Source organism: Rhodococcus sp. WB1, assembly GCF_001700945.1.
GTDB lineage: Bacteria > Actinomycetota > Actinomycetes > Mycobacteriales > Mycobacteriaceae > Rhodococcus > Rhodococcus aetherivorans.
In genome coordinates this window covers 1,188,669-1,208,550 of sequence record NZ_CP015529.1, presented here as the reverse complement: position 1 = coordinate 1,208,550, position 19,882 = coordinate 1,188,669, and the positions used below count along the sequence as shown (strand labels likewise).

Genomic DNA, 19,882 nt, shown 5'->3' with positions numbered 1-19,882 from the left:
CGGGTGCGCGGATCAGACCAGTGCCAGCACCCGGCACGGTCCGCCGGTGCCGCCGACGTGCTTGGGCGCGCCGACGACGACGGTCGCGCCGCGCGGCGGCACGGCCGCGAGGTTCGCCATCGCCTCGATGCCGTAGCGGCCCGCGCCGAGCAGCTCCACGTGGGCGCCGAAGTCGCTGCTGCTCGCCCGGTCGAGGCTGAGGGTGTCGACGCCGAGCCCCACGACGTTCCGTTCGTGCACGAGCATCCGCACGGCGTCGCGGTCGAATCCCGGCGCGTGCGGGATGCGCAGCGCGTCGGCGTTGACGAAGCGGGCGGGGTCGGCGAGGCGGGCCTCCCAGCCCGAGTGCATCGCGACGAACGCGCCCGGCGGGATCGGGCCGTGCTGCTGTTCCCAGGCCGCCACGTCGGCGACGGTGACCACGGAGTCGTCGTCCTGCGCGGCCTTGCCGGCGATGTCGACGACGGCGAGCGGGGCCACGAAGTCGCGCACCGGCAGCGCCTCGACGGTGGCGCCGCCGCGCACGATGTGGGCCGGGGCATCGAGATGGGTGCCGGTGTGCTCCCACAGCGACATCTCGTTGACGGCGAACCGCCCGGTGTCGAGCGTTGCGACGGGACGCATCGTGAACTGCTCGTTGCCGGGCCAGACCGGGAACTGCGGGGTCAGCGTGTGGGTCAGGTCGATCACCGCGTCGGCCCGCACGGGGGTGGTGTTCCCGCCGGCCCGTGCGGCGGGCGTCGCGGCGAGGCCCGCGGCGGTCACGCCCACTGCGGCGAGGAAGGACCGGCGGCCGAATCGGCTTCGGCTGTCCTGGATCTCGCGATACACCCGGTCGAGCACCGTCGGTGAGCACATCGTCTCGCCCTCTCAGTCGGCGGTAGGTTCCACCAGCAGGACGCGGTCGCCGCTTCCGTTGTCCGTCGTGACGAGCAGTGCCCCGTCGGGCCGCGCGGTCACCGACCGCAGCCGGCCGAATCGGCCCTCGAGCGCGGTCGCGGTCTCGTCCACCGCGCGGCCGTCGGCGGTGAGTTCGAGGAACAGCAGCTTCTCCTGCTGTTGGCTCGTGATCACCAGTGCGCCGTCCCACCCGTTCCAGCCGGCACCGGCGACGAACGTGCCGCCGGGAGTCGCGAGGGTGGGGGCGCCGGAACTCCACACGGCCCCGATCGCCCCCGGAACGCGGGCCGGGTCGGTCATGGGCACCGACTCGTCGTAGACGAACGGGAAGCGGTCGGGCCGGTAGCCGTAGTTGCCACCCGGCAGCAGCAGATTCACCTCGTCGTCGCGGCCGGTGCCCTGCTCGACCGCATAGAGTTCGCCGGTGCCGGGACGCTGCGCCAGTCCCTGCACGTTGCGGTGGCCGAGAGTGAACACCGGGCTGTTCGGATCGGGGGTGCCCGCCGCGGGAGTGCCGTCGGGATCGATGTGGAGCACCTTGCCGCCCAGGCTGTTCCGGTCCTGAGGAACCTGGGGGTCGGCGGTGTCGCCCGTGCCGACGTACAGCGATCCGTCGGGGTGGGCGAGCAGCCGGCAGCCGCCGTGACGGCCGCCCTGCCCGGCCGGAATGCCGGCGAGCACGGTGGCACCACGGGTCAATTCCGTCCATCCGGCATCGACCGTCCACGACTGCACGCGGATGTCGGTGCCGTCCGGGCCGCGATGACCCTGGCAGCTGTAGAGGGTCCGGCTCGTCCCGAAATCGGGCGCCAGCGCCAGTCCCATCAGACCGGTCTCGCCCTCGGCGTACAGGTCGGACAGGTCGGCGCGCACGTCGCGGACGTCACCGTCCGGGCCACGGGCCACGAAGCGGCCCCTGCGTTCTCCGGTGAGGATCGTCCCGTCCGGCGCGGCGACGACGTCCCAGGGCTTGCTCAGCCCCTCCATCAGTGGCGTCACGGTCAGCGCCGGCAGCGCGCCCGCCTCGGGTGGCGCCGCGTGGGCGCTCGGCGCCCCTGCCGCGAGCACGCCCGCTGCGATCGCCGCCGCGCACCTCCCCGGGATTCGCACGCGCATCTCCTCCTCGCCGGATCCCGGCGATGTTACGGAAGGCGATGCGCCGGACGGCGACGACACGCGCGGCGGCGTCAGATTCGTTCGGGTTCCGCTGCGGAGGAGTCCGCCGGGACCGACCGGAGCCGGTGCGCGCGGGCCGGAACCGCGCGGCGCGCGGCGAGCACGCCGAGCACCGCCACGGCCGCGAACCCGAACAGCAGGAGCCGCGCCGAGCGCACGTCGGACGGTTGTCCCGCGTTGACGAGGACCCCGGCCAGTGCTGCGCCGAACGCGTTCGCGATCAACTGGACGGTGTTGATCGCGGCGGACGCCCTGCCGCTTTCGCGCGGGTCGGCGACGGCGTTCATCGCGCCGACCGCGAGGTGCGGCCACGCGATGCCGATGCCCGCGCCCGCGACGACCAGTCCCGTGACCCACGCCGCGACCGCAGCCGGTCCGGCCTCGTCACGCACGACGGTCGCCATGAGCGCGAGACCGAGGCCGACGAGCACCGGAGCGCTCACCACGATGCGGTGCACGGTCCGTGGCGCGGACGCCGAGGCGCTCGGGATCTCGCCGAGCGTCCACCCCACCGCGAGCGCGGCGCCGAGGAAGCCGGCGGCCAGCGGCGCGAGGCCGGCGAGGCGCTGCCCGAACAACGGGACGAACGTCTCGGCGGTCGAGGCGACCGCCAGCACTGCGATCGTCAGGTACACCCAGCGCAGCCGGGCGGTGGTGAACGTCGCCGCGGGCAGGATGCCGTGCGGGCTGCGGCGGTCGACGGCGACGAACGCGACCACGGCAGCGGACGCGACCGCGATGAGGGCGATCGTGGGCGCACTGCCGGTCACGACGGCGGCCACGCTGACCGTCAGGGCCGCGGCGGTGAGCAGGGCGAGCGAACCGAGCGGAATCCTGCCGGCATCCCGCGATCCGCGGGCGTGCGCCGGCAGGGTGAAGGGCACCGCGGCGGCGACCGCGAGCGTGCAGACCACTAGCGCGCCGAACGCCCATCGCCAGGCGTGGAACTGGGCGAACACGCCGCCGACGGCGGGTCCCGCAAAGGTCCCCACGCCCCACATCGCCGATACGAGCGCCGCGCCGCGGCTCCAGAGGCGTTCGGGCAGTGCACTGTTCAGAACGGCGTAGCCGAGCCCGGCGAGCAGGCCGCCGCCGAGTCCCTGGACCGCCCGGCCCGCCAGCAGCGTCTCCATGGACGGGGCGAGCGCACACACGAGGGTGCCGGCCGCGAAGGTCCCGAGCGCCACGAGGTAGGCGCCCCGGGGTCCGCGGGCGGCGAGGAGGCGGGCCACGGCCGTCGAGGAGATCACCGACGCGATGAGGAACACCGTCGCCGTCCACGCGTAGTAGGCGTGGCCGCCGATCTCCTCGACCGCGGTCGGCAGCAGGCTCGTGGTGAGGTACACGTTGGTGGCGTAGAGGGCAACTCCGCCGGCGAGAACCGATGCTGTACCGAGGTATTCGCGCCCGAGAAGTTCCGGCCAGGAGCCGGCGCGAGTCGTGGATCCGTGCATGCCGGTGACTGTAGAGTCTCGAGTGCACTTGAGATCAAGCGCGGGGAACGGAGTCGTGATGAGCCGCACGAGCGAAGAACTGCTGGCGATCGGTGAAGTCTCCCGGCGCACGGGCGCCGCCGTGTCTGCGATTCGCTACTACGAGTCGCTGGGACTTGTGACGGCACACCGCACCGCAGGCGGCACGCGCCGCTTCCCCCGGCACACGATCCGGCGCATCTCGATCATCCAGTTGGCGACCCGGTTCGGCATTCCGCTCGCCGAGGTGGCCGAGGTGTTCTCGGCGCTGCCGGCCGACAGGCCCCCGACCCGACGGGACTGGATGCGCATCTCGCGGGCATGGCACGAGCGCCTCGCGGAACGCAAGCAGGCGATCGACCGGATGCAGCGCGAACTGGCGGGGTGCATCGGCTGCGGCTGCCTGTCGCTGCAGGCGTGCACACTGTTCAATCCGGGCGATCGGCTGGGCGAGGACGGCGCGGGCGCGCGGCGCGTCGACCCAGGGGCACGCTAGACGGGGGCGACCTGCAGAATCTTGTCGCCGGAGCCGTTGTCGGTGGTGACGAGGAGCGAGCCGTCGGGCAGCGAGGTGAGCGACCGCAGGCGGCCGTACTCCCCCTCGAGCAGCGTCGCCGACTCGGTGACGCTGCGGCCGTCACCGGACAGGCGCAGCAGCAGGAGCTTCTCGTCCTGCTGGCTGCTGACGACGAGCGCACCGGACCACGGGCCCCACGCCGGCCCGGCCGCGAACGCCAGCCCCGGGGTGGCGATGGTGGGCGAGCCGGAACTCCACACCGCCGGGATCGCGCCGGGCACGCGCTCGGGATCGGTCATCGGCACCGATTCGTCGTACGTGCCGGGTTCGCGGTCGGGACGCCAGCCGTAGTTGCCGCCCGGCACGAGCAGGTTGACCTCGTCGTCGCGGCTGCTGCCCTGCTCCACCGAGTAGAGCCGGCCGGTGCCGGGCTGCAGCGCCAGCCCCTGCACGTTGCGGTGGCCGAGGGTGAACACGACGCTGCCCGGATCCGGGTTGCCGGGCGCCGGCGACCCGTCGGGGTTCAGGTGCAGCACCTTGCCGCCGAGGCCGGCCGGATCCTGCGGCGCCGTCGGGCGGGTGGCGTCGCCCGTGCCGATGTACAGGGTGCCGTCGGGGTGCGCGAGGATCCGGCAGCCGCCGTGGCGCCCGCCGCGGGCGACGGGCAGGCCCTCGACGACGGTGCGCTGCCGCGTCATCGTGGTCCAGCCGGGATCGACGGTCCAGGCGTAGACGCGGACGTCGTCGGGGTCGCGGTGCCCCTGGCACGCGTAGACGGTGCGGCTGGACTCGAAGTCGTGGCCGAGCGCCACGCCCATGAGCCCGGTCTCCCCCACCGCGTACAGGTCCGGCAGGTCGGCGCGCAGTTCCTCGACGCGCCCGTCGGGCCGCCGGACGACGAACCGGCCCGACCGTTCCCCGGTCAGCAGCGTCCCGTCGGGGGCCTGCACCACGTCCCACGGATGGTCGAGACCGTCGACGACGGTGGTGACGGTGACCCGCGGCGCGGCCGGCGACTCGGGGACCGCGCTCGGCGTACCCGAGAGCACCGTCCGCGCGGGCTCCTCCGGCGCACACGCCGTCAGGACGCACGCCAGTCCCGCAGCGCACAGTCCGTGGGCGATCCGCATGCCGATCGGGCTCCTCGGGCGATCAGGGTTTGAGAACGAGGCGGGCGATCGCGTCCGAGGCCTCCTGGATCTTCGCGTCGGCCTCCGGTCCGCCCTGCCGGGCGGCGTCGACGACGCAGCCGGCCAGGTGCGCGTCCAGCAGCTTGAGCGAGACCGTCTGCAGGGCCTTGGTGACGGCGGAAACCTGGGTCAGGACGTCAATGCAGTAGCGGTCGTCCTCGATCATCCGGGCAATGCCCGCAACCTGTCCCTCGATCCGGCGCAGGCGCTTGAGCAGGTCCTCCTGGTGCGGGGTGTATCCGGCCATACCCGCATCGTACCCCTAGGGGGTATTAAAGCAAGGGTGGATCGGCGCGCTCGGCCAGCACCGTCCCGAGTTCGGACCGCAGCCGCTCGTGGTCCCTGGCCCAGGCCCGCACCAGGGCGCCGCCGCGCAACCGCAGGCCGACGGCCGTGCGACCCCGCGGCACGTTCGACAGCTCCCCCAGCGGCCGGGCCGTCTCCCAGCGCTCGGGTTCGCGGGCCCGGGGATCGGCCGGCGGCAGCACCGCGTCGATCTCCTCGAGCGGCAGCTCCTCGGTGCCGAGGCGCAGCGTCGCCGCGGTCAGCTCCACGCTCACGTGCCGCCGGGCCGCGACGACCGTCACGTACGCGAAACCGCTGAGGACGAGAGCGATCACCGGCAGGGAGACCCAGTGGACCACCGGCCCGGTCAGCAGCTCCACCGCGAGCACGACGACGCAGAGCACCGGGCCGAGCGCCACGGTGCGCCAATGCGCACCGGGCTCGTGGAATCGGGGCTCGGCCGGCTCGCTCACGTCGCGATCAGGCGCTGAGCATGCCCGGAACGACGACCAGCACCAGGGTCACCACACCCAGGACGGCGATGAGGCCGATCAGAACCAGCTCACGACGACGACCGTAGGGCCGGGGCTCCACCTGCATGAAAGTCCTCTTCGCTCGTCGGGAACGACCGCGCGGGCCGTGGGTCGTCAGACACCGTACTCCGCGCGCCCGGGGGGTCAGCTCGGGGGCAACCGAAGGAAGTACAGGTTCGGCTCGCGGCGGTGCATGAGCACGATCGCCCCGACCGAGCACACACCCTGCAGGATGCTCACGAGGCCGATCACGAGTCCGGCCCCACCGCCCAGCGCACCGACGCCGAACACCGTGGGGAGCGCCGTGAAGGTCAGGAAGACGCCGATCATCGTGAGCAGCATGCGCGCCCAGTTCCGGCCGCGGCGCATCGCGAAGACCACCAGCAGGAACAGGCCGGTGAAGGCCAGGCCCAGGACGGCGGTGATCCCGAAACCCAACGGCAGCAACGACTCCACCGATTCCCGGGGCATCTCCACCGGGGGCGTCTGCCGGGCCAGCTCGGCCGTCATCTGGTCGACGAACTCGTCCCTGCGCTCCCACATCAGCGCCACGCTCGCACCGAGGTACACCAGGCCCAGGACCGCGACCGCACACCACAGCTGGAACGCGGTCTCCACGTCCACGGGGGTGGGGCGCCGCTCCCCCGGCGCCGTCCCGGGCGGCGTGGCCGGCGGCCCGGGCCACTGCGACGGTTCGGGCGTGCTCACGTGAGCCGGCCCGCGACCTCGGCCGCCCAGTAGGTGAGCACGATGTCGGCGCCGGCGCGGCGGATACTCGTCAGCGACTCCAGAATTGCCGCGTCCCGGTCGATCCAGCCGTTCTGCGCGGCGGCGGTGATCATCGCGTACTCGCCGGAGATCTGATACGCCGCGACGGGCACGTCCGAGCGGTCCGCGACCTCGCGCAGCACGTCGAGGTACGACATCGCGGGCTTGACCATCACCAGGTCGGCGCCCTCGGCGAGATCGAGATCGACTTCGCGCAGCGCCTCCCGACGGTTCGCCGGATCCTGCTGGTAGGTGCGCCGATCGCCCTCGAGCGAGGAACCCACCGCGTCGCGGAACGGCCCGTAGAACGCCGACGCGTACTTCGCGGAGTACGCGATCTGCCCCACGTCCTGATGCCCCGCGGCGTCGAGCGCCGCCCGGATCGACGCGACCTGGCCGTCCATCATCCCGCTCGGCCCGAGCAGGTGCGCGCCCGCCTCGGCCTGCGCGACGGCCATCTCCGCGTACCGCTCGAGCGTCGCGTCGTTGTCCACCTCACCCGAAGCGCCCAGGACGCCACAGTGACCGTGGTCGGTGAACTCGTCGAGGCACGTGTCGGCCATCAGGACCGTCGCGTCGCCGAGTTCGGCGCGCAGGTCGCGCAGCGCGCGGTTGAGCACGCCCTCCGGGTCGGTGCCGCCGGATCCGCGGGCGTCCTTGTCCTCGGCCCGCGGCACGCCGAAGAGCATCAGCCCGCCGACACCGGCCTCGACCGCGGCGGTCGCCGCGGCCGGCAGCGAGTCGGGGGTGTGCTGGTACACGCCGGGCATCGAGGGAATCTCGCGCGGCGCGTCGAGCCCGTCGGCGACGAACATCGGCAGCACCAGATGCCGCGGCTCGAGGGAGGTTTCGGCGACCAGCCGGCGCATGGCCGGGGTGGTGCGCAGCCTGCGGGGACGGACATCGGGATACATCGGCGGACTCACCTTCCATGCAAGCCGTGCGCGGTTTCGGTAGCGGCAGCCACCGGAACCGCGCACGGTGGGTCAGCGGCGGGCGCGGGACTTCTTGCGGGGCGGCGGCAGCGCGCCCTCGGCCCGCAGCCGGGCGGCGTGCTCGGCGAGCGCCTCCACCAGGGGACCGATCTGGGCGGTCTCCGGCTGCACATCCACCCGCAGGCCGAACTCGATCGCGGTCTCCGCGGTCTTCGGCCCGATGCACGCGACGATGGTGCGTGCGTGCGGCTTACCGGCGATACCCACGAGGTTGCGGACCGTCGAGGACGAGGTGAAGCACACCGCGTCGAACCCACCGGTCTTGATCATCTCGCGGGTCTCGGCCGGCGGCGGCGCTGCCCGCACCGTGCGGTAGGCCGTCACGTCGTCGATCTCCCAGCCCCGCTCGCGCAGGCCCTCGGCGAGGGTCTCGGTGGCGATGTCGGCGCGCGGCAGCAGCACCCGGTTGACCGGGTCGAAAACGTCGTCGTACGGGGCGAACTCGGCCAGCAGGCCCTCGCTGGACTGCTCACCGGAGGGCACCAGCTCGGGGGTGATCCCGAACGAGCGCACCTTGTCCGCCGTCGCCTGCCCGACACACGCGATCTTCACGCCCGAGAAGGCGCGGGCGTCGAGGCCGAACGCCTCGAACTTCTCCCACACCGCGCGCACCGCGTTGGTCGAGGTGAACACCACCCACTGGTAGCGGCCGTCCACGAGACCCTTGACGGCCCTCTCCATCTGGGCCGGGCTGCGGGGCGGCTCGACGGCGATGGTCGGCACCTCGATCGGGATGGCGCCGTGCGCGACGAGCCGCTCGCTCATCTCCCCGGCCTGCTCCTTGGTGCGCGGCACCAGCACCGTCCAGCCGTACAGCGCGCGGGACTCCCACCACGAGAGCTTGCCGCGCTGCGAGACGATCTTGCCGACGGTGACGATGAGCGGCCCCACCAACTCGGAGCCGGCATCGTTGAGCGTGGCGAGGGTGGCCTCGACGGTGCGCTGTTGACGGGTCGTGCCCCGGACGGTGATCGCCGCGGGGGTCTGCGGCGCCAGCCCGTGCTCGACGAGGGCGCTGGCGGTCTCCGCGAGGTGACCGGACGTGGCGTGCAGCACCAGCGGGCCGGGCGCGGCGGCGAGCGCCGCCCAGTCCACCTCGCCGCGCACGTCGACCTCGGTGTGGCACGAGCCCAGGGCCATGCCCGCGTAGCTCGGCACGGCCGAGCCGGGGGTCAGGCCCGGCAGGACCTCGAACACCACCTGGGTGCGGGCGACGGCGTTGACCTCGGCGATCACCGAGTCGGTGGTCAGCGGATCACCGGCGACGAGGCGCACGACGTCGTGGCCGTTCTTCGCCTCCGCGACGAGGGTCTTGGCGACCTCGGTGGGCTCGCCCAGCGCGGGACGCACCTCGGCGACGGGCTCCCCGGTCTCCGGGTCCCGGCCGGCGGTGGTACCGACGAGCGCGACCACCCCCTTGTCGACGTCGGGGTCGGTGAAGGCGATCGTCGCGCCCGCGAGCACGTCGCGGGCTCGCACGGTCAGCAGAGCCGGGTCGCCCGGCCCAGCTCCCACGAACAGGATCCGTCCGGGATTGTGCTTACGGACTCGGCTCATCGGTCATTCTCCAGTGCGGTCAAATCTGCGGTAAGGGGAAACCTGGGGTGTGGACGGAGGGCGTCAAACATCTGCGGTGCCCTGTTCCGGCGCGTCGTCCGCACGGCTGGTCATCAGCTCGCGCGCACCGAGATCGAGCAACTCGCGGGCCACCGCCCGGCCCAGCTCCTCCGCGCGGTCGGGATCGCCGACGGCGCTCGCGCGCAGCACGTCCGAGCCGTCCAGGGCGGCGGCGCAGCCGCGCACGGACAGCTCCTCGATCACGCGGCCGTCGTCGTCGAGGGATTCGACGACCTCGGCAACGGCCCCGACCGGGGCGGTGCAGCCGGCCTCGAGCTCGGCGAGCAGGGCCCGTTCGGCGACGACCGCGACGCGGCTGGCGCGGTCGTCGAGGCCGGCGAGGATCTCGATCAGTGCGGTGTCCCCGGCGCGGCATTCGACCGCGAGGGCCCCCTGGGAGGGCGCCGGCAGCATCTGCACCGGCTCGAGCGACTCGGTGATCCGGTCGAGGCGGCCGATGCGCGAGAGCCCCGCCCGGGCGATGACGATGGCGTCCAGTTCGCCGGACGCGACCTTCCCGAGCCGGGTGTCGATGTTCCCGCGCAGCGGCTGGATGTCGAGGCCCAGGCCCATGGCGGCGAGCTGGGCACGGCGCCGCGGCGCGGAGGTGCCCACGCGGGAGCCGGGCGGCAGTTCGCCGAGCACCAGGCCGTCGCGGGCGACGAGCGCGTCCCGCGGATCCTCACGCGGCGGCACGGCCGCGATCACCAGACGCGGATCCTGCGCGGTCGGCAGATCCTTGTACGAGTGCACGGCCAGGTCGACGTCGCCGGCGAGCAGCGCCTCGCGCAGCTCGGCGGTGAAGACGCCGACGCCGATCCGCTCGACCGGACCGGCGGTCACGTCGCCCTTGGTGGTGATGACGACCAGCTCGGCGGGATGGCCGGCGGCGATCAGCGCGTCCCGGACGGTGCCCGCCTGCGTGGTCGCCAGCAGGCTGCCGCGCGTTCCGATCCGCAGCGTGCGGCTGCCGGTCCCGGCTTCGATCCGGGTGTCCGATGCGACCTCGGCGCTCATGCCTGCCTTTCCTCTCGGGGAGCCCCCAGCGGGCCGGGAAACTGCTTCCGGGGAGCCTGCAGCTCCGTGGTGACGGCCGGATCCAGCGCGGCCGAGAGATCGGTCGCGCCGGTCACGTCGGGCAGCGCGCCGAGCTCCTTCGCCACCGGGGTGGCGACGGCCTCGGCGGCACCCGGACGCAGTTCGAACAGCTCGCGCAGCGCCTCGGCGTACTGGTCGCCGCCGGGGGTGGACGCCAGTTGCTTGACGCGCACCGTCGGCGCGTGCAGCAGCTTGTCCACGACGCGGCGCACCGTGCGGGCGACCTCCCCGCGCTGACCGTCGTCGAGCCCCGGCAACCGGGACTCGAGCCGCAGCAGCTCGCCCTCGACGACCTCGGCGGCACGCTGGCGCAGGGCGGTGACGGTGGGGGTGACCTCGGCGAGGCGCTGGGACGCGAGGTAGTCGGCGAGTTCGCCGGCGACGATCGAGCGGGCGGCCTCGGTGTCGGAGGCGGCGGCCCCGGCCGCGGGATCGCGTTGCAGCGACTCCATGTCGAAGACGGTGACGCCGGGCAGACCCGAGACGGCAGGCTCCACGTCGCGCGGCAGGCCGAGATCGCAGATCACCAGCGGGCGGGTGCTGCGCTCGGGCTGGGCGAGGGCCCGGTGCGCGTCGGCGAGGGTGACGACCGTACCGACGGCCCCCGTGCAGGTGACGGCCACATCGGCCTGCGACAACGCGGCGGCGAGCCGCTCGAACGGCATGACGTCGGCCTCGACGCCGTTGCCGCGTGCGGTCTCGGCGAGCCGCTCGGCGCGCTCGCGGGTCCGGTTGACCACCACGATGCGCCCGATTCCGGCGCGGGTGAGGTGCGCGACGGCGAGCCCGCCCATCGCGCCCGCGCCGATCACGGCGGCGGTGCGGCCGGCGAGACCGTCGAGCGATGTCGCGGCCTTGTCCAGCGCCACCGACACGACGGAGGCACCCGCCGCGTCGATGCCGGTCTCGGTGTGCACCCGCTTGCCCACGCGCAGCGCCTGCTGGGCCAGCTCGTGCAGGGCCCGGCCGGCGGCCTGCTGGGCGTCGGCGCTCGCGTAGGCGGTACGGATCTGGCCGAGGATCTGCTGCTCGCCGACCACCATGGAGTCCAGCCCGCTGGCCACGGCGAACAGATGCTCGGCGGCCGCCTCGCTGTAGCGCACGTACGCGTGCTTGTGCAGGTCGACGAGGGTCAGGCCCGAGTGCTCGGCCATGAGCTCGCTGACGTCGGCCAGCGCACCGTGGAACGCGTCGACCACCGCGTAGATCTCCACCCGGTTGCAGGTGGAGACGATCATCGCCTCCGAGATGTGGTCGGAGGCCATCATCTTGTCGGTCAGCTTGGGTCGATCGGTGTCGGTGACGGCGACCTTCTCGAGGACCGAGACGGGCGCGGTCCTGTGCGAGACCCCGACGAGGAGAACACTCACGGCGCAATCACCGATCCGTTTCTTGTCGCTGCCGAGGCCACTGGGCTCGGCGTTCCTGATGCGGTGTGCCCGTTCGCGCTCGGCGCGGTGAGCCCCGACGCGGCGCGCCGGGTGTCGGTCAGGCCCGCGTGACTGCCGCCCGCCACCTGGGCGAGTGCGTCGTTGCGGGCGCTGTGGAACGAGAGGACCTGCATTTCCACGGACAGGTCGACCCGCCGGACCTCGACATGGTCGGGCACCGCGAGGGGCGCCGAGGCGAAGCTCAGCACGGACCGGACACCGGAGCGCACCAGCAGGTCGCACACACCCTGGGCGGCGGCGTCCGGGGTGGCGATGACGCCGATCGTGGCACCGAGTTCGCGGGCGGCCGCTTCGAGCCCGTCGACGTGGCGGATGGTCAGGTTCCCCACCCGCGTCCCCACCCGCGCCGGGTCGGCGTCGAACAGTCCGGCCATCGTGAACCCTCGGCGGTCGAAGCCGGCGTACCCGGCCAGGGCACGGCCGAGATTGCCGACGCCGACGAGCACCACGCGGTGCCCCCGGTCGAGGCCGAGTGCGTTCTCGATGCGGGCCTGCAGGCGCAGCACGTCGTAGCCGACGCCGCGCACCCCGTTGGGCCCGAGAAAGGACAGATCCTTGCGAAGCTTCGCGGAACCGACCCCGGACGCGGTGGCGAGTTCCTCGCTCGAGACGATGAGCGTGCCCTCGTCGGCGAGCATTCCGAGGACCCGCAGATACGTCGCGAGACGCGTCACAGTAGCCTGGGGGATGTCCCGCACAGGGACACCGGGAGACGCACCCCCGCCGACTTCGGCGACGCCGCCGCGGGCAGCGTCGCCCTGCGGGGGGTGCAGCTCTGTCACGTTCGTGGCTCCTCGTCCGGCCGACGGGTACACGTCGGTCCTCACGGTGATCCGGGGGATTCGTTCACACCACGGTAACCGCTTGTGAAGCCCTGCACAAAGTTGCTCGAACGGCCCCGAATGTGCTTCTCACCTGCACGACGGTTCCGCCCAGGGGCGCTCAACCGGCGAGATCGGCCCGCAACCGCGGCTCGTCGACCTCCCAGTAGCTGTGTTCACGGCCGTCGAGCAGCACCACCGGCAGACGATCGCCGAATTCGGCGCGCAGGTCGGGATCCGTTGAGGCAGCCCGATCGACGTCGATGCACGTCAGCCCGGCTCCGAACTCGTCGCACAGTTGCTCGAGCAGAGTCAGTGCCGGCGCGCAGGCACCGCAGCCGGCTCGGACGAGGAGGGTGATCTCGTGGCGGGTGCCGGATGTGGCGGCGGGTCCGGGCAGATGTTCGCTCATGGGGTCAACTGTGCGTCATACCCCACCGAGACGAACGTCACACCCACCGGCCACATGCGGCAACGCGCGGAGGGGGCCGTGTCGCGGGCTAGGCTGGGGCGGTCTGCCACACACGACGGCCGGCCGCCGACGAACCGGCCGGCAGCACTCGACGGCGCGGCCGTCGCGCAACAGGGAGGTGCAGGTGCCGGAACGTCCAGTGCGACACGGCTGGGGATTCGGCGAGAACCTGGCCGGCCGCGTCAGCGAGACCCTGGCGGGTCTGATCCGGCCCGGCCGGCGCCGGCTGCTGAGCAAGTTCGGCCCCAGCGAGGCCGAGGTCCGCGCGAACCTCGCCGGCCAGGCGAGCGCCGACGCCGCTCTCGCGCTGCAGGAGGCCCGCACCGAGGCCGAGCCCGCCGACACCTCGACCACCGCCGTTCCGCAGGACCTGACCGCGGCCGCGTTCTTCGACGTCGACAACACGATGGTGCAGGGCGCGTCGATCATCCATTTCGCGCGCGGACTCGCCGCCCGCGACTACTTCACCAAGTCCGACCTGGCCGAATTCGCCTGGCAGCAGGTCAAGTTCCGGGTCACCGGCAAGGAGAACTCGGACGACGTCGCCAGCGGCCGCGAGAAGGCGCTGTCGTTCGTCGCCGGCCGGTCCACGGCGGAGCTGGCCCGCCTCGGCGAGGAGATCTACGACGAGATCATCGCGGACAAGATCTGGCCCGGCACCCGGGCGCTGGCGCAGATGCACCTCGACGCGGGGCAGCAGGTGTGGCTGGTGACGGCCACCCCGGTCGAACTGGCGAACGTCATCGCCGAGCGGCTCGGTCTGACCGGCGCCCTCGGCACCGTCGCCGAATCGGAGGACGGCGTGTTCACCGGCCGCCTCGTCGGGGACATCCTGCACGGCCTGGGCAAGGCCCACGCGGTGCGGGCCCTGGCGATCCGCGAGGGCCTGAACCTCAAGCGCTGCACGGCGTACTCCGACAGCCACAACGACGTGCCCATGCTCTCGCTCGTCGGCACGCCGGTCGCCGTCAACCCGGACGCCGACCTGCGGGAGCTGGCGAAGACCCGGGGCTGGGAGATCCGGGATTTCCGCACGGCCCGCAAGGCGGCGCGCATCGGGGTGCCGACGGCGTTGGCGCTCGGCGCGGCCGGCGGAGCGCTCGCCGCCGCCCTCGGCCGGCGCCGCGACCCCGCCGCGTGACGCGGGGCCGGTGCCCTAGCCGAGAAAGACGTTGCGCCGCTTGGTGAGCAACCGGTACAGCGTCTGCTGGATGGTCTCCCGCACGTGGTCGGTGACCTCGAACAGCACCATCGGATCCTCCACCGCGGCGTCGTCGTAGACGTCGGTGGCGATCGGTGTGCCGAACTCGATGTACCACTTCGAGGGCAGCGGAACGATGCCCAGCGGACCGAGAGCCGGGAAGAGCGGGGTGATCGGGAAGTACGGAAGGCCGAGGAGCCGGGCGATGGACGTGAGGTCGGCGATCTTCGGGTAGATCTCCTCCGAGCCCACGATCGAACAGGGCACGATCGGTGCCTTGGTCTGGAGCGCGGCCGAGACGAAGCCCCCGCGCCCGAACCGCTGTAGCTTGTAGCGTTCGCTGAACGGCTTGCCGAGCCCCTTGTACCCCTCGGGGAACACCGCGACGACCTGATCCTCGCGGAGGAGCCGCTCGGCGTCGGGATGGCACGCGAGGGTGTGCCCGGCCTTGCGGGTGACGCTGCCGACGACCGGCATCCCGAAGGCGAGGTCGGCCGCGAGCATCCGCAGCGGACGGTGGGCGAGGTCGTGCACCGCGACGGAGGTCATCAGCGCGTCCACCGGCAACGTGCCGGCATGGTTGGCGACGATCAGCGCGCGGCCGTCGGCCGGAATGTTCTCGATGCCCCGCACCTCGACGCGGAACCACTTCTCGAACAGCGGCCGCAGCGCGGGCAGCAGGACGTTGTCGGTGAAATGCGGATCGAACCCGAAGTCGTCCACCTCGTAGTCGCCCGTGATGCGGCGCCGGAGGAACTCGGCGGTACCGGTGATCTGCCCGACCAGCTTGTGCCGCAGATCGTCGAGGAACCCGTCGGCCGCCGTCTCCTGCACGGGCAGCTCGGGGCGCTCGGGTGGTGTCGGCGAGCCGAGGCCGTACGTCGACGGATGACCGGAACCGGCACCCGGACGTGCGGCCGCCCGCCGCGCCGACCCAGTCCCACCGTGGAGCGGGATCACCTTGGCAACTTCTGTCATCGCGCCTCCATCCGCTCTCCGAGCGCCGAGAGCAGGACCGACTCGGTTCGATCGACCCATTCCGTCCGGACGACCCGCCGCAGTCCGACGTTGCGGGCGAAGTCGTCGAGTGCCTGCTTGGTGGTCCACCTCGGCTCGAAGCCGAGTTCGGTGCGCATCCGCGTGGTGTCCAGGCCGCGCCCGAAGTGGAAGTAGTCGAGTTCTTCCTTGTTGAACGATTTCATCACCGGCCCCATCAGTGCCTGCCCGACGGTGCGGAACAACCCGTAGGGCATCGGCACGGTCAGTCCGCCGGCCCGCCGCACGGCCTGCGACATCATCACGATGCCGTCGCCGGCGACGTTGTAGGTCCCGGGCGGCCCCGCGACGGTGGCCCGTTCGAGCGCCGAGAGGGCGTCCTCCTCGTGCAGCAACTGCAACCGGGCGTCGCGACCGAGGATGGTGGGCACGATCGGCGAGGTGAGGTACCGCGATACCGAGCCGGGCATATGGTTGCCCACCGTCGGGGCGAGACGCAGGATCGTCGCGGCGATGTCGGGCCGCCGGCGCGCCATTCCGCGCAGGTAGCCCTCGACCTCGATCATGTCGCGGGCGAAGGCGCCGGTCGGCCGCCGGCGCGCGCTCATCTCCTCGGTGAACTTCGCGGGGTCCTTCGCGCTCGAGCCGTACACCACCGACGACGAGCGCAGCACGACGCGCCGCACGGACGGGGTCTTCTGGCACACGGCGAACAACTGCATCGCGCCGAGGACGTTCATGTCCTTCATCGCGGCGCGGCTACCGGACTTGGGAGCCTTGGTGAGGGTCGACGCGTGGACGACGGTGTCGACGTCCATATTCCGGATGACCTTGCCGATGAGGGGGTTGCGGATGTCGGCGAGCACGAACTCGGCGCGGCCCATGCGCCGCAGCATGTCCTTGGTGGGCGACTGGGTGTCGACCGCGATGACGCGCTCGACCGCCGGATGCTGCGCCAGCCGGGTGACCAGGTAGCCACCGAGGAATCGGCTCGCTCCGGTCACCAGGGCCACCCTCGGCGGGTCGATACCGTCGATCTCCGAACTCACCCACATACCCCCTGCCGTCACTCCGGTCTCTCACGATACGGTGACTTTCGCAACAAAGCATTACACCGGAGTAACCGATCACCGGAATGGCCCCTGTGCGGGACCTTCGGCCCCTCGGGCGCACACTCCGCATTCCGGCCGAACCGGACATTCCGCTCGCCGGCCGCCGACGAGCCGGCGGAAACGCTCGATGCCCGCCACCGCGGGGTGACGGGCATCGGGAGATCGATCTACTTGCCGAGTTTACGACGCTGCACTCGGGTGCGGCGGAGCAGCTTGCGGTGCTTCTTCTTCGACATGCGCTTGCGGCGCTTCTTGATCACAGAACCCATCTGGGTTTTCCCTCACGTTCTCTCTAGCGTTCCTGCGCGCACGCCGGTGACGTACGCCTGTTGTCGACGCTGGGCCTCGTGGTGACGAGCTCAGCGCCTCACGACACCGGGTGGCCGGTACGACGACAAGCAATCCTACCGGGGCGGGTTTCGATCGGTGAAACCGAGGTCCGCTCCGGGTTCGATTGCGGTCGTCGACCGCTCAGCCGACGTCGAAGTAGGACGTTTCCAGGTAGTCGTGCACAGCCTTGGCGTGCACCCGGAACGAACGCCCCACTCGCACGGCGGGCAGTTCCCCGCTGTGCACCAGCCTGTACACGGTCATCTTCGACACCCGCATCAGCGCCGCCACCTCGGCGACGGTGAGGAACTGGGTGCCGGAGAGAACCGACTGACCGTCCTCGGGTTGACCCTTCGACGGTTTGCTTCCAGATACCATTACACACCTCCGGCACGTCCCGCGCCGCCGGCTTCCCCTCCGGCGGAACAGACACGCACGTGCTCGATCGAGCTTAGCGTGACCAATGGTTCCCGTGCGACGATGCGCGCGACGAATTTCCTCAATCCCCGGACGAACCGAGGGCCGCGGAGCGGTCCCGGGCCGCCGCGAGCGCCTCGTAGAACGCCGTCCGGACGCCGCCGCGCTCGAGTTCCCGGATCGCCGCCGCGGTGGTTCCGCCCGGCGATGTCACCGCTGCACGCAGGTCGGCGGCGTTCTCCCCCGACCGGGCGAGCATGGCCGCCGAACCGGTCATCGTCTGCACCACCAGCTCGGTGGTGGTCGCCCGCGTCAGGCCCAGAGCGACGCCCGCATCGATCATCGCCTCGGCGACGAGGAAGAAGTACGCCGGGCCGGAACCGGACACGGCGGTGACCGCGTCGATCTGGGACTCGGGAACCACCGTCACGGTACCCACGGACTCCAGGATCTCGCGCGCCAGCGCCAGATGGTCGGGCTTGACGTGCCGGCCGGCGGCGATCACGCTCGCACCCTCCCCCACCAGCATCGGGGTGTTGGGCATGACGCGCACGACCGGCGATCCGGCGGGCAGCTTGTTCTCGTACCGCGACGTGGGCACGCCGGCCACCAGCGACATCAGCAGCTTCTCGCGGTCGCTGTCCAGGTCGGCCTTGCCCAGGTCCGCGAGCACCACGTCCACGTCGCCCGGCTTGACCGCGATCACCAGCACGTCGGCGCCTTCGGCCGCGTCGGCGATCGAGTCGGTGACGCGGATCGAGTACTCGGTGGCCAGCTCCTCGGTCCGGGCCGGGAACTTCTCGACGACCACCAGATCCTTGGTCGCGAATCCACTCTGCAGCAGCCCCGAGACCAGCGCCTCGCCGATCCTGCCGCCACCGATCACCGCAATTCTCGTCATGGGCAACAGCCTGCCACGACCGTTGTCGTGCCCCGCATCGCCCCGACGATCAGCGCGGGATCATCGCGAGCTGGCGGCTCTGCACGACGACGGCGCCGGTGGCGTCGACGACGGTGTGGTCCTCCTCGAACCAGGCGTTGCCCAGGACCGTGCTGTCGGCCATGATCCGCAGCCAGCCGGGCGCCGGCAGTCGCCGCAGGTAGGCGGTGAGCTGCACGGTCGGAGCCCAGCCGAACAGGCCGCGGTTCATCGTGACCGGGGCCGAGATGTCCCCGGCCATCAGCGCGAACAGCACGGCGGTGTCGACGTCGGCCTCGTCCCCCGGCCACGGCCGCGCCCACATCCGCACCACCGGTTCGCCCTGCTCTCCCGCGAGGAAGCGGGCGCTGGCCTCGTCCACGACGAGGTCGGCCCCGCCGCACAGGTTCACCACCTGCGCCATGGGGTGGCCGGGCCCGATGAGGGGCGCGCCGGCGGGCGGCTGCACCGGCAGCCCGGTGACCGGGTGCGGCGCGGTGTATCGCGGCTCGCCCGCGTCGGGCTGCCCGAGCGTCACCGAGGCACGGACCGCGATGCGGTCGCCCTGGGCCAGCTCCACGTCGACCAGACCGACCTGCTTGCCCAGCTTGCGGACGGTGGTGGTCAGCTGCACGTCGCCGGGGTCGGGGGCGGCGACGAACCCGGCACTCACCGCGAGGGGCTGCACGGCCGGATCGGACCCGGCGGCCTGCAGCGCCGACCGGGCCGCCGCGGCGCACACGGCGAGCATGCAACCGCCGTGCACCTTGGGGCCGATCGTCCAGACCGGGGCGATGTGGGCGAGCCAGCGATCGTCGCCGGCGGCGTCGAGTGTCGTCAGGTCGCGGAACGGGTGGTTCTCGGGATCGGGCACGGCGTCGGTCACTGCTGCTCCTGGGAATCGGCGACGGGGCTGTCGAGGGAACCGGGTGGGAAGAACTCGGTGAAGCGGCGGGCGGCAAGGTGCTGGTGCGCGAGGCGGCGCATCGCGGTGAGGACGGGTTCGTACAGGGCCGTGCCGAGGACCGCCGCCTCGACCGTCGCATCCCGGGACCGGGTGGGCAGCAGGTCGAGGTCGAGCTCGGCGATGCCGAGCACGTGCCGTCCGTAGACGTCGATGCGCTCGTCGCTCATCGCCAGGCCGGCGGATTCGAGGGCGGCCAGGGCTCGCTCGAGCTGCGCGACGGCCGCGAACCGCGGGTCGTAGAGCTGGCCGAGCCGCTCGAGGACGCGCCGGGCACGCGGACAGTCGCGGGGTTCGGGCGCGTCGTCGTCGGGCGGGTAGGGCGGCAGCGCGGCGATGGCCCGGCCGAGGGCGACGAACAGCGACTCGTCGGTGCCGTCGAGGAGACGGACGATCTCGCGGATGCGCGGCAGCGGCAGCCCCTGGGCGGCGAGCGCACGGATCAGGGCGAGGCGGCGGACGTGCCGCTCGTCGTACCGGGCCTGGGTGGCGCTGGTCGCCTCGCCCGGCATCAGCAGGCCCTCGCGCAGGTAGTACTTCACGGTCGCCAACGGGACGCCGGTGCGGGCCACCAGTTCCGAGATCCGCATTGCCACCTCCTCTTGACATCGGATAGTACAACTATCCAGTATTGGATATTGCAACTAT

General features: G+C 72.2%; 22 protein-coding genes. 2 read left to right on the top strand and 20 right to left on the bottom strand.

Annotated elements, in window-relative coordinates:
* Positions 1 to 12: 12 nt before the first annotated feature.
* From A4U64_RS05470 to A4U64_RS05460, 3 genes are all read right to left on the bottom strand, one after another.
* Positions 13 to 858 carry a cyclase family protein gene (locus A4U64_RS05470; RefSeq protein ID WP_006935936.1) on the bottom strand — a complete coding sequence of 282 codons (846 nt, stop codon included), beginning with the start codon at positions 856 to 858 and terminating at the stop codon, positions 13 to 15.
* Positions 859 to 870: 12 nt separating this feature from the next.
* Positions 871 to 2,016: a PQQ-dependent sugar dehydrogenase gene (locus A4U64_RS05465; protein ID WP_065922301.1), complete on the bottom strand. Its 1,146-nt coding sequence runs from the start codon at positions 2,014 to 2,016 to the stop codon at positions 871 to 873.
* 71 nt (positions 2,017 to 2,087) lie between these two features.
* Positions 2,088 to 3,530: an MFS transporter gene (locus A4U64_RS05460; protein WP_065922300.1), complete on the bottom strand. Its 1,443-nt coding sequence runs from the start codon at positions 3,528 to 3,530 to the stop codon at positions 2,088 to 2,090.
* 58 nt (positions 3,531 to 3,588) lie between these two features.
* Between A4U64_RS05460 and soxR the strand changes: the two genes are divergently transcribed.
* Positions 3,589 to 4,044 (top strand): redox-sensitive transcriptional activator SoxR, encoded by a 456-nt coding sequence (gene soxR / locus A4U64_RS05455; protein WP_065922299.1) that lies wholly within the window; start codon positions 3,589 to 3,591, stop codon positions 4,042 to 4,044.
* Here the strand turns inward: soxR and A4U64_RS05450 are convergent.
* From A4U64_RS05450 to A4U64_RS05405, 10 genes are all read right to left on the bottom strand, one after another.
* Complete coding sequence (locus A4U64_RS05450) at positions 4,041 to 5,195, bottom strand: PQQ-dependent sugar dehydrogenase (protein WP_065922298.1); 1,155 nt, start codon at positions 5,193 to 5,195, stop codon at positions 4,041 to 4,043. The genes soxR and A4U64_RS05450 overlap by 4 nt on opposite strands.
* 22 nt (positions 5,196 to 5,217) lie before the next feature.
* Positions 5,218 to 5,502, bottom strand: coding sequence for a metal-sensitive transcriptional regulator (locus A4U64_RS05445; protein ID WP_003937563.1), 285 nt, complete (start codon positions 5,500 to 5,502; stop codon positions 5,218 to 5,220).
* 25 nt (positions 5,503 to 5,527) lie between these two features.
* Positions 5,528 to 6,013 carry a hypothetical protein gene (locus tag A4U64_RS05440; protein WP_006935948.1) on the bottom strand — a complete coding sequence of 162 codons (486 nt, stop codon included), beginning with the start codon at positions 6,011 to 6,013 and terminating at the stop codon, positions 5,528 to 5,530.
* A 204-nt stretch (positions 6,014 to 6,217) separates the two neighbouring features.
* Positions 6,218 to 6,697 (bottom strand): hypothetical protein, encoded by a 480-nt coding sequence (locus tag A4U64_RS05435; RefSeq protein WP_006935953.1) that lies wholly within the window; start codon positions 6,695 to 6,697, stop codon positions 6,218 to 6,220.
* A gap of 80 nt (positions 6,698 to 6,777) precedes the next feature.
* Complete coding sequence (hemB, locus tag A4U64_RS05430) at positions 6,778 to 7,755, bottom strand: porphobilinogen synthase (protein ID WP_006935956.1); 978 nt, start codon at positions 7,753 to 7,755, stop codon at positions 6,778 to 6,780.
* A gap of 72 nt (positions 7,756 to 7,827) precedes the next feature.
* Complete coding sequence (locus A4U64_RS05425; protein ID WP_006935959.1) at positions 7,828 to 9,393, bottom strand: uroporphyrinogen-III synthase; 1,566 nt, start codon at positions 9,391 to 9,393, stop codon at positions 7,828 to 7,830.
* A 63-nt stretch (positions 9,394 to 9,456) separates the two neighbouring features.
* Positions 9,457 to 10,470, bottom strand: a complete 1,014-nt coding sequence (gene hemC, locus A4U64_RS05420; RefSeq protein WP_006935961.1) for a hydroxymethylbilane synthase — start codon at positions 10,468 to 10,470, stop codon at positions 9,457 to 9,459.
* Positions 10,467 to 11,921 carry a glutamyl-tRNA reductase gene (locus A4U64_RS05415; RefSeq protein ID WP_006935962.1) on the bottom strand — a complete coding sequence of 485 codons (1,455 nt, stop codon included), beginning with the start codon at positions 11,919 to 11,921 and terminating at the stop codon, positions 10,467 to 10,469. Before A4U64_RS05415 ends, hemC begins: the two co-directional genes overlap by 4 nt.
* Complete coding sequence (locus A4U64_RS05410; protein WP_006935964.1) at positions 11,918 to 12,784, bottom strand: redox-sensing transcriptional repressor Rex; 867 nt, start codon at positions 12,782 to 12,784, stop codon at positions 11,918 to 11,920. The genes A4U64_RS05415 and A4U64_RS05410 overlap by 4 nt, the downstream gene beginning before the upstream one ends.
* A 160-nt stretch (positions 12,785 to 12,944) precedes the next feature.
* Complete coding sequence (locus A4U64_RS05405; RefSeq protein ID WP_006935968.1) at positions 12,945 to 13,235, bottom strand: glutaredoxin family protein; 291 nt, start codon at positions 13,233 to 13,235, stop codon at positions 12,945 to 12,947.
* Between the two features lie 184 nt (positions 13,236 to 13,419).
* Here A4U64_RS05405 and A4U64_RS05400 point away from each other — a divergent pair, with 184 nt between their 5' ends.
* Complete coding sequence (locus A4U64_RS05400) at positions 13,420 to 14,436, top strand: HAD family hydrolase (RefSeq protein ID WP_438270043.1); 1,017 nt, start codon at positions 13,420 to 13,422, stop codon at positions 14,434 to 14,436.
* Positions 14,437 to 14,451: 15 nt separating this feature from the next.
* Here the strand turns inward: A4U64_RS05400 and A4U64_RS05395 are convergent, their stop codons facing one another.
* From A4U64_RS05395 to A4U64_RS05370, 7 genes are all read right to left on the bottom strand, one after another.
* Complete coding sequence (locus tag A4U64_RS05395) at positions 14,452 to 15,474, bottom strand: lysophospholipid acyltransferase family protein (RefSeq protein WP_006935972.1); 1,023 nt, start codon at positions 15,472 to 15,474, stop codon at positions 14,452 to 14,454.
* The gene (locus A4U64_RS05390; RefSeq protein ID WP_044475927.1) at positions 15,471 to 16,547 is read right to left on the bottom strand and encodes an NAD-dependent epimerase/dehydratase family protein; all 1,077 of its coding nucleotides are present in this window, start codon (positions 16,545 to 16,547) and stop codon (positions 15,471 to 15,473) included. The genes A4U64_RS05395 and A4U64_RS05390 overlap by 4 nt, the downstream gene beginning before the upstream one ends.
* A 224-nt stretch (positions 16,548 to 16,771) precedes the next feature.
* Positions 16,772 to 16,873 (bottom strand): 30S ribosomal protein bS22, encoded by a 102-nt coding sequence (locus A4U64_RS27640; protein ID WP_003402602.1) that lies wholly within the window; start codon positions 16,871 to 16,873, stop codon positions 16,772 to 16,774.
* 202 nt (positions 16,874 to 17,075) lie between these two features.
* The gene (locus A4U64_RS05385) at positions 17,076 to 17,312 is read right to left on the bottom strand and encodes a helix-turn-helix domain-containing protein (RefSeq protein ID WP_003937551.1); all 237 of its coding nucleotides are present in this window, start codon (positions 17,310 to 17,312) and stop codon (positions 17,076 to 17,078) included.
* A gap of 121 nt (positions 17,313 to 17,433) precedes the next feature.
* Positions 17,434 to 18,252, bottom strand: coding sequence for a pyrroline-5-carboxylate reductase (proC, locus tag A4U64_RS05380; RefSeq protein ID WP_029545142.1), 819 nt, complete (start codon positions 18,250 to 18,252; stop codon positions 17,434 to 17,436).
* A gap of 49 nt (positions 18,253 to 18,301) precedes the next feature.
* Complete coding sequence (locus A4U64_RS05375) at positions 18,302 to 19,156, bottom strand: thioesterase family protein (RefSeq protein ID WP_065922296.1); 855 nt, start codon at positions 19,154 to 19,156, stop codon at positions 18,302 to 18,304.
* Entirely contained in the window at positions 19,153 to 19,824 is a 672-nt protein-coding gene (locus A4U64_RS05370) for a MerR family transcriptional regulator (protein ID WP_043803244.1), read from the bottom strand. Before A4U64_RS05370 ends, A4U64_RS05375 begins: the two co-directional genes overlap by 4 nt.
* Positions 19,825 to 19,882: the final 58 nt, after the last annotated feature.

Excerpts from the sequence above, each read along its gene's own strand:
- A4U64_RS05470 (WP_006935936.1), bottom strand. The coding sequence starts at position 858 with ATGTGCTCACCGACGGTGCTCGACCGGGTGTATCGCGAGATCCAGGAC.
- A4U64_RS05465 (WP_065922301.1), bottom strand. The coding sequence starts at position 2,016 with ATGCGCGTGCGAATCCCGGGGAGGTGCGCGGCGGCGATCGCAGCGGGC.
- A4U64_RS05460 (WP_065922300.1), bottom strand. The coding sequence starts at position 3,530 with ATGCACGGATCCACGACTCGCGCCGGCTCCTGGCCGGAACTTCTCGGG.
- soxR (WP_065922299.1), top strand. The coding sequence starts at position 3,589 with ATGAGCCGCACGAGCGAAGAACTGCTGGCGATCGGTGAAGTCTCCCGG.
- A4U64_RS05450 (WP_065922298.1), bottom strand. The coding sequence starts at position 5,195 with ATGCGGATCGCCCACGGACTGTGCGCTGCGGGACTGGCGTGCGTCCTG.
- A4U64_RS05445 (WP_003937563.1), bottom strand. The coding sequence starts at position 5,502 with ATGGCCGGATACACCCCGCACCAGGAGGACCTGCTCAAGCGCCTGCGC.
- hemB (WP_006935956.1), bottom strand. The coding sequence starts at position 7,755 with ATGTATCCCGATGTCCGTCCCCGCAGGCTGCGCACCACCCCGGCCATG.
- A4U64_RS05425 (WP_006935959.1), bottom strand. The coding sequence starts at position 9,393 with ATGAGCCGAGTCCGTAAGCACAATCCCGGACGGATCCTGTTCGTGGGA.
- hemC (WP_006935961.1), bottom strand. The coding sequence starts at position 10,470 with ATGAGCGCCGAGGTCGCATCGGACACCCGGATCGAAGCCGGGACCGGC.
- A4U64_RS05405 (WP_006935968.1), bottom strand. The coding sequence starts at position 13,235 with ATGAGCGAACATCTGCCCGGACCCGCCGCCACATCCGGCACCCGCCAC.
- A4U64_RS05395 (WP_006935972.1), bottom strand. The coding sequence starts at position 15,474 with ATGACAGAAGTTGCCAAGGTGATCCCGCTCCACGGTGGGACTGGGTCG.
- A4U64_RS05390 (WP_044475927.1), bottom strand. The coding sequence starts at position 16,547 with ATGTGGGTGAGTTCGGAGATCGACGGTATCGACCCGCCGAGGGTGGCC.
- A4U64_RS27640 (WP_003402602.1), bottom strand. The coding sequence starts at position 16,873 with ATGGGTTCTGTGATCAAGAAGCGCCGCAAGCGCATGTCGAAGAAGAAG.
- A4U64_RS05385 (WP_003937551.1), bottom strand. The coding sequence starts at position 17,312 with ATGGTATCTGGAAGCAAACCGTCGAAGGGTCAACCCGAGGACGGTCAG.
- proC (WP_029545142.1), bottom strand. The coding sequence starts at position 18,252 with ATGACGAGAATTGCGGTGATCGGTGGCGGCAGGATCGGCGAGGCGCTG.
- A4U64_RS05370 (WP_043803244.1), bottom strand. The coding sequence starts at position 19,824 with ATGCGGATCTCGGAACTGGTGGCCCGCACCGGCGTCCCGTTGGCGACC.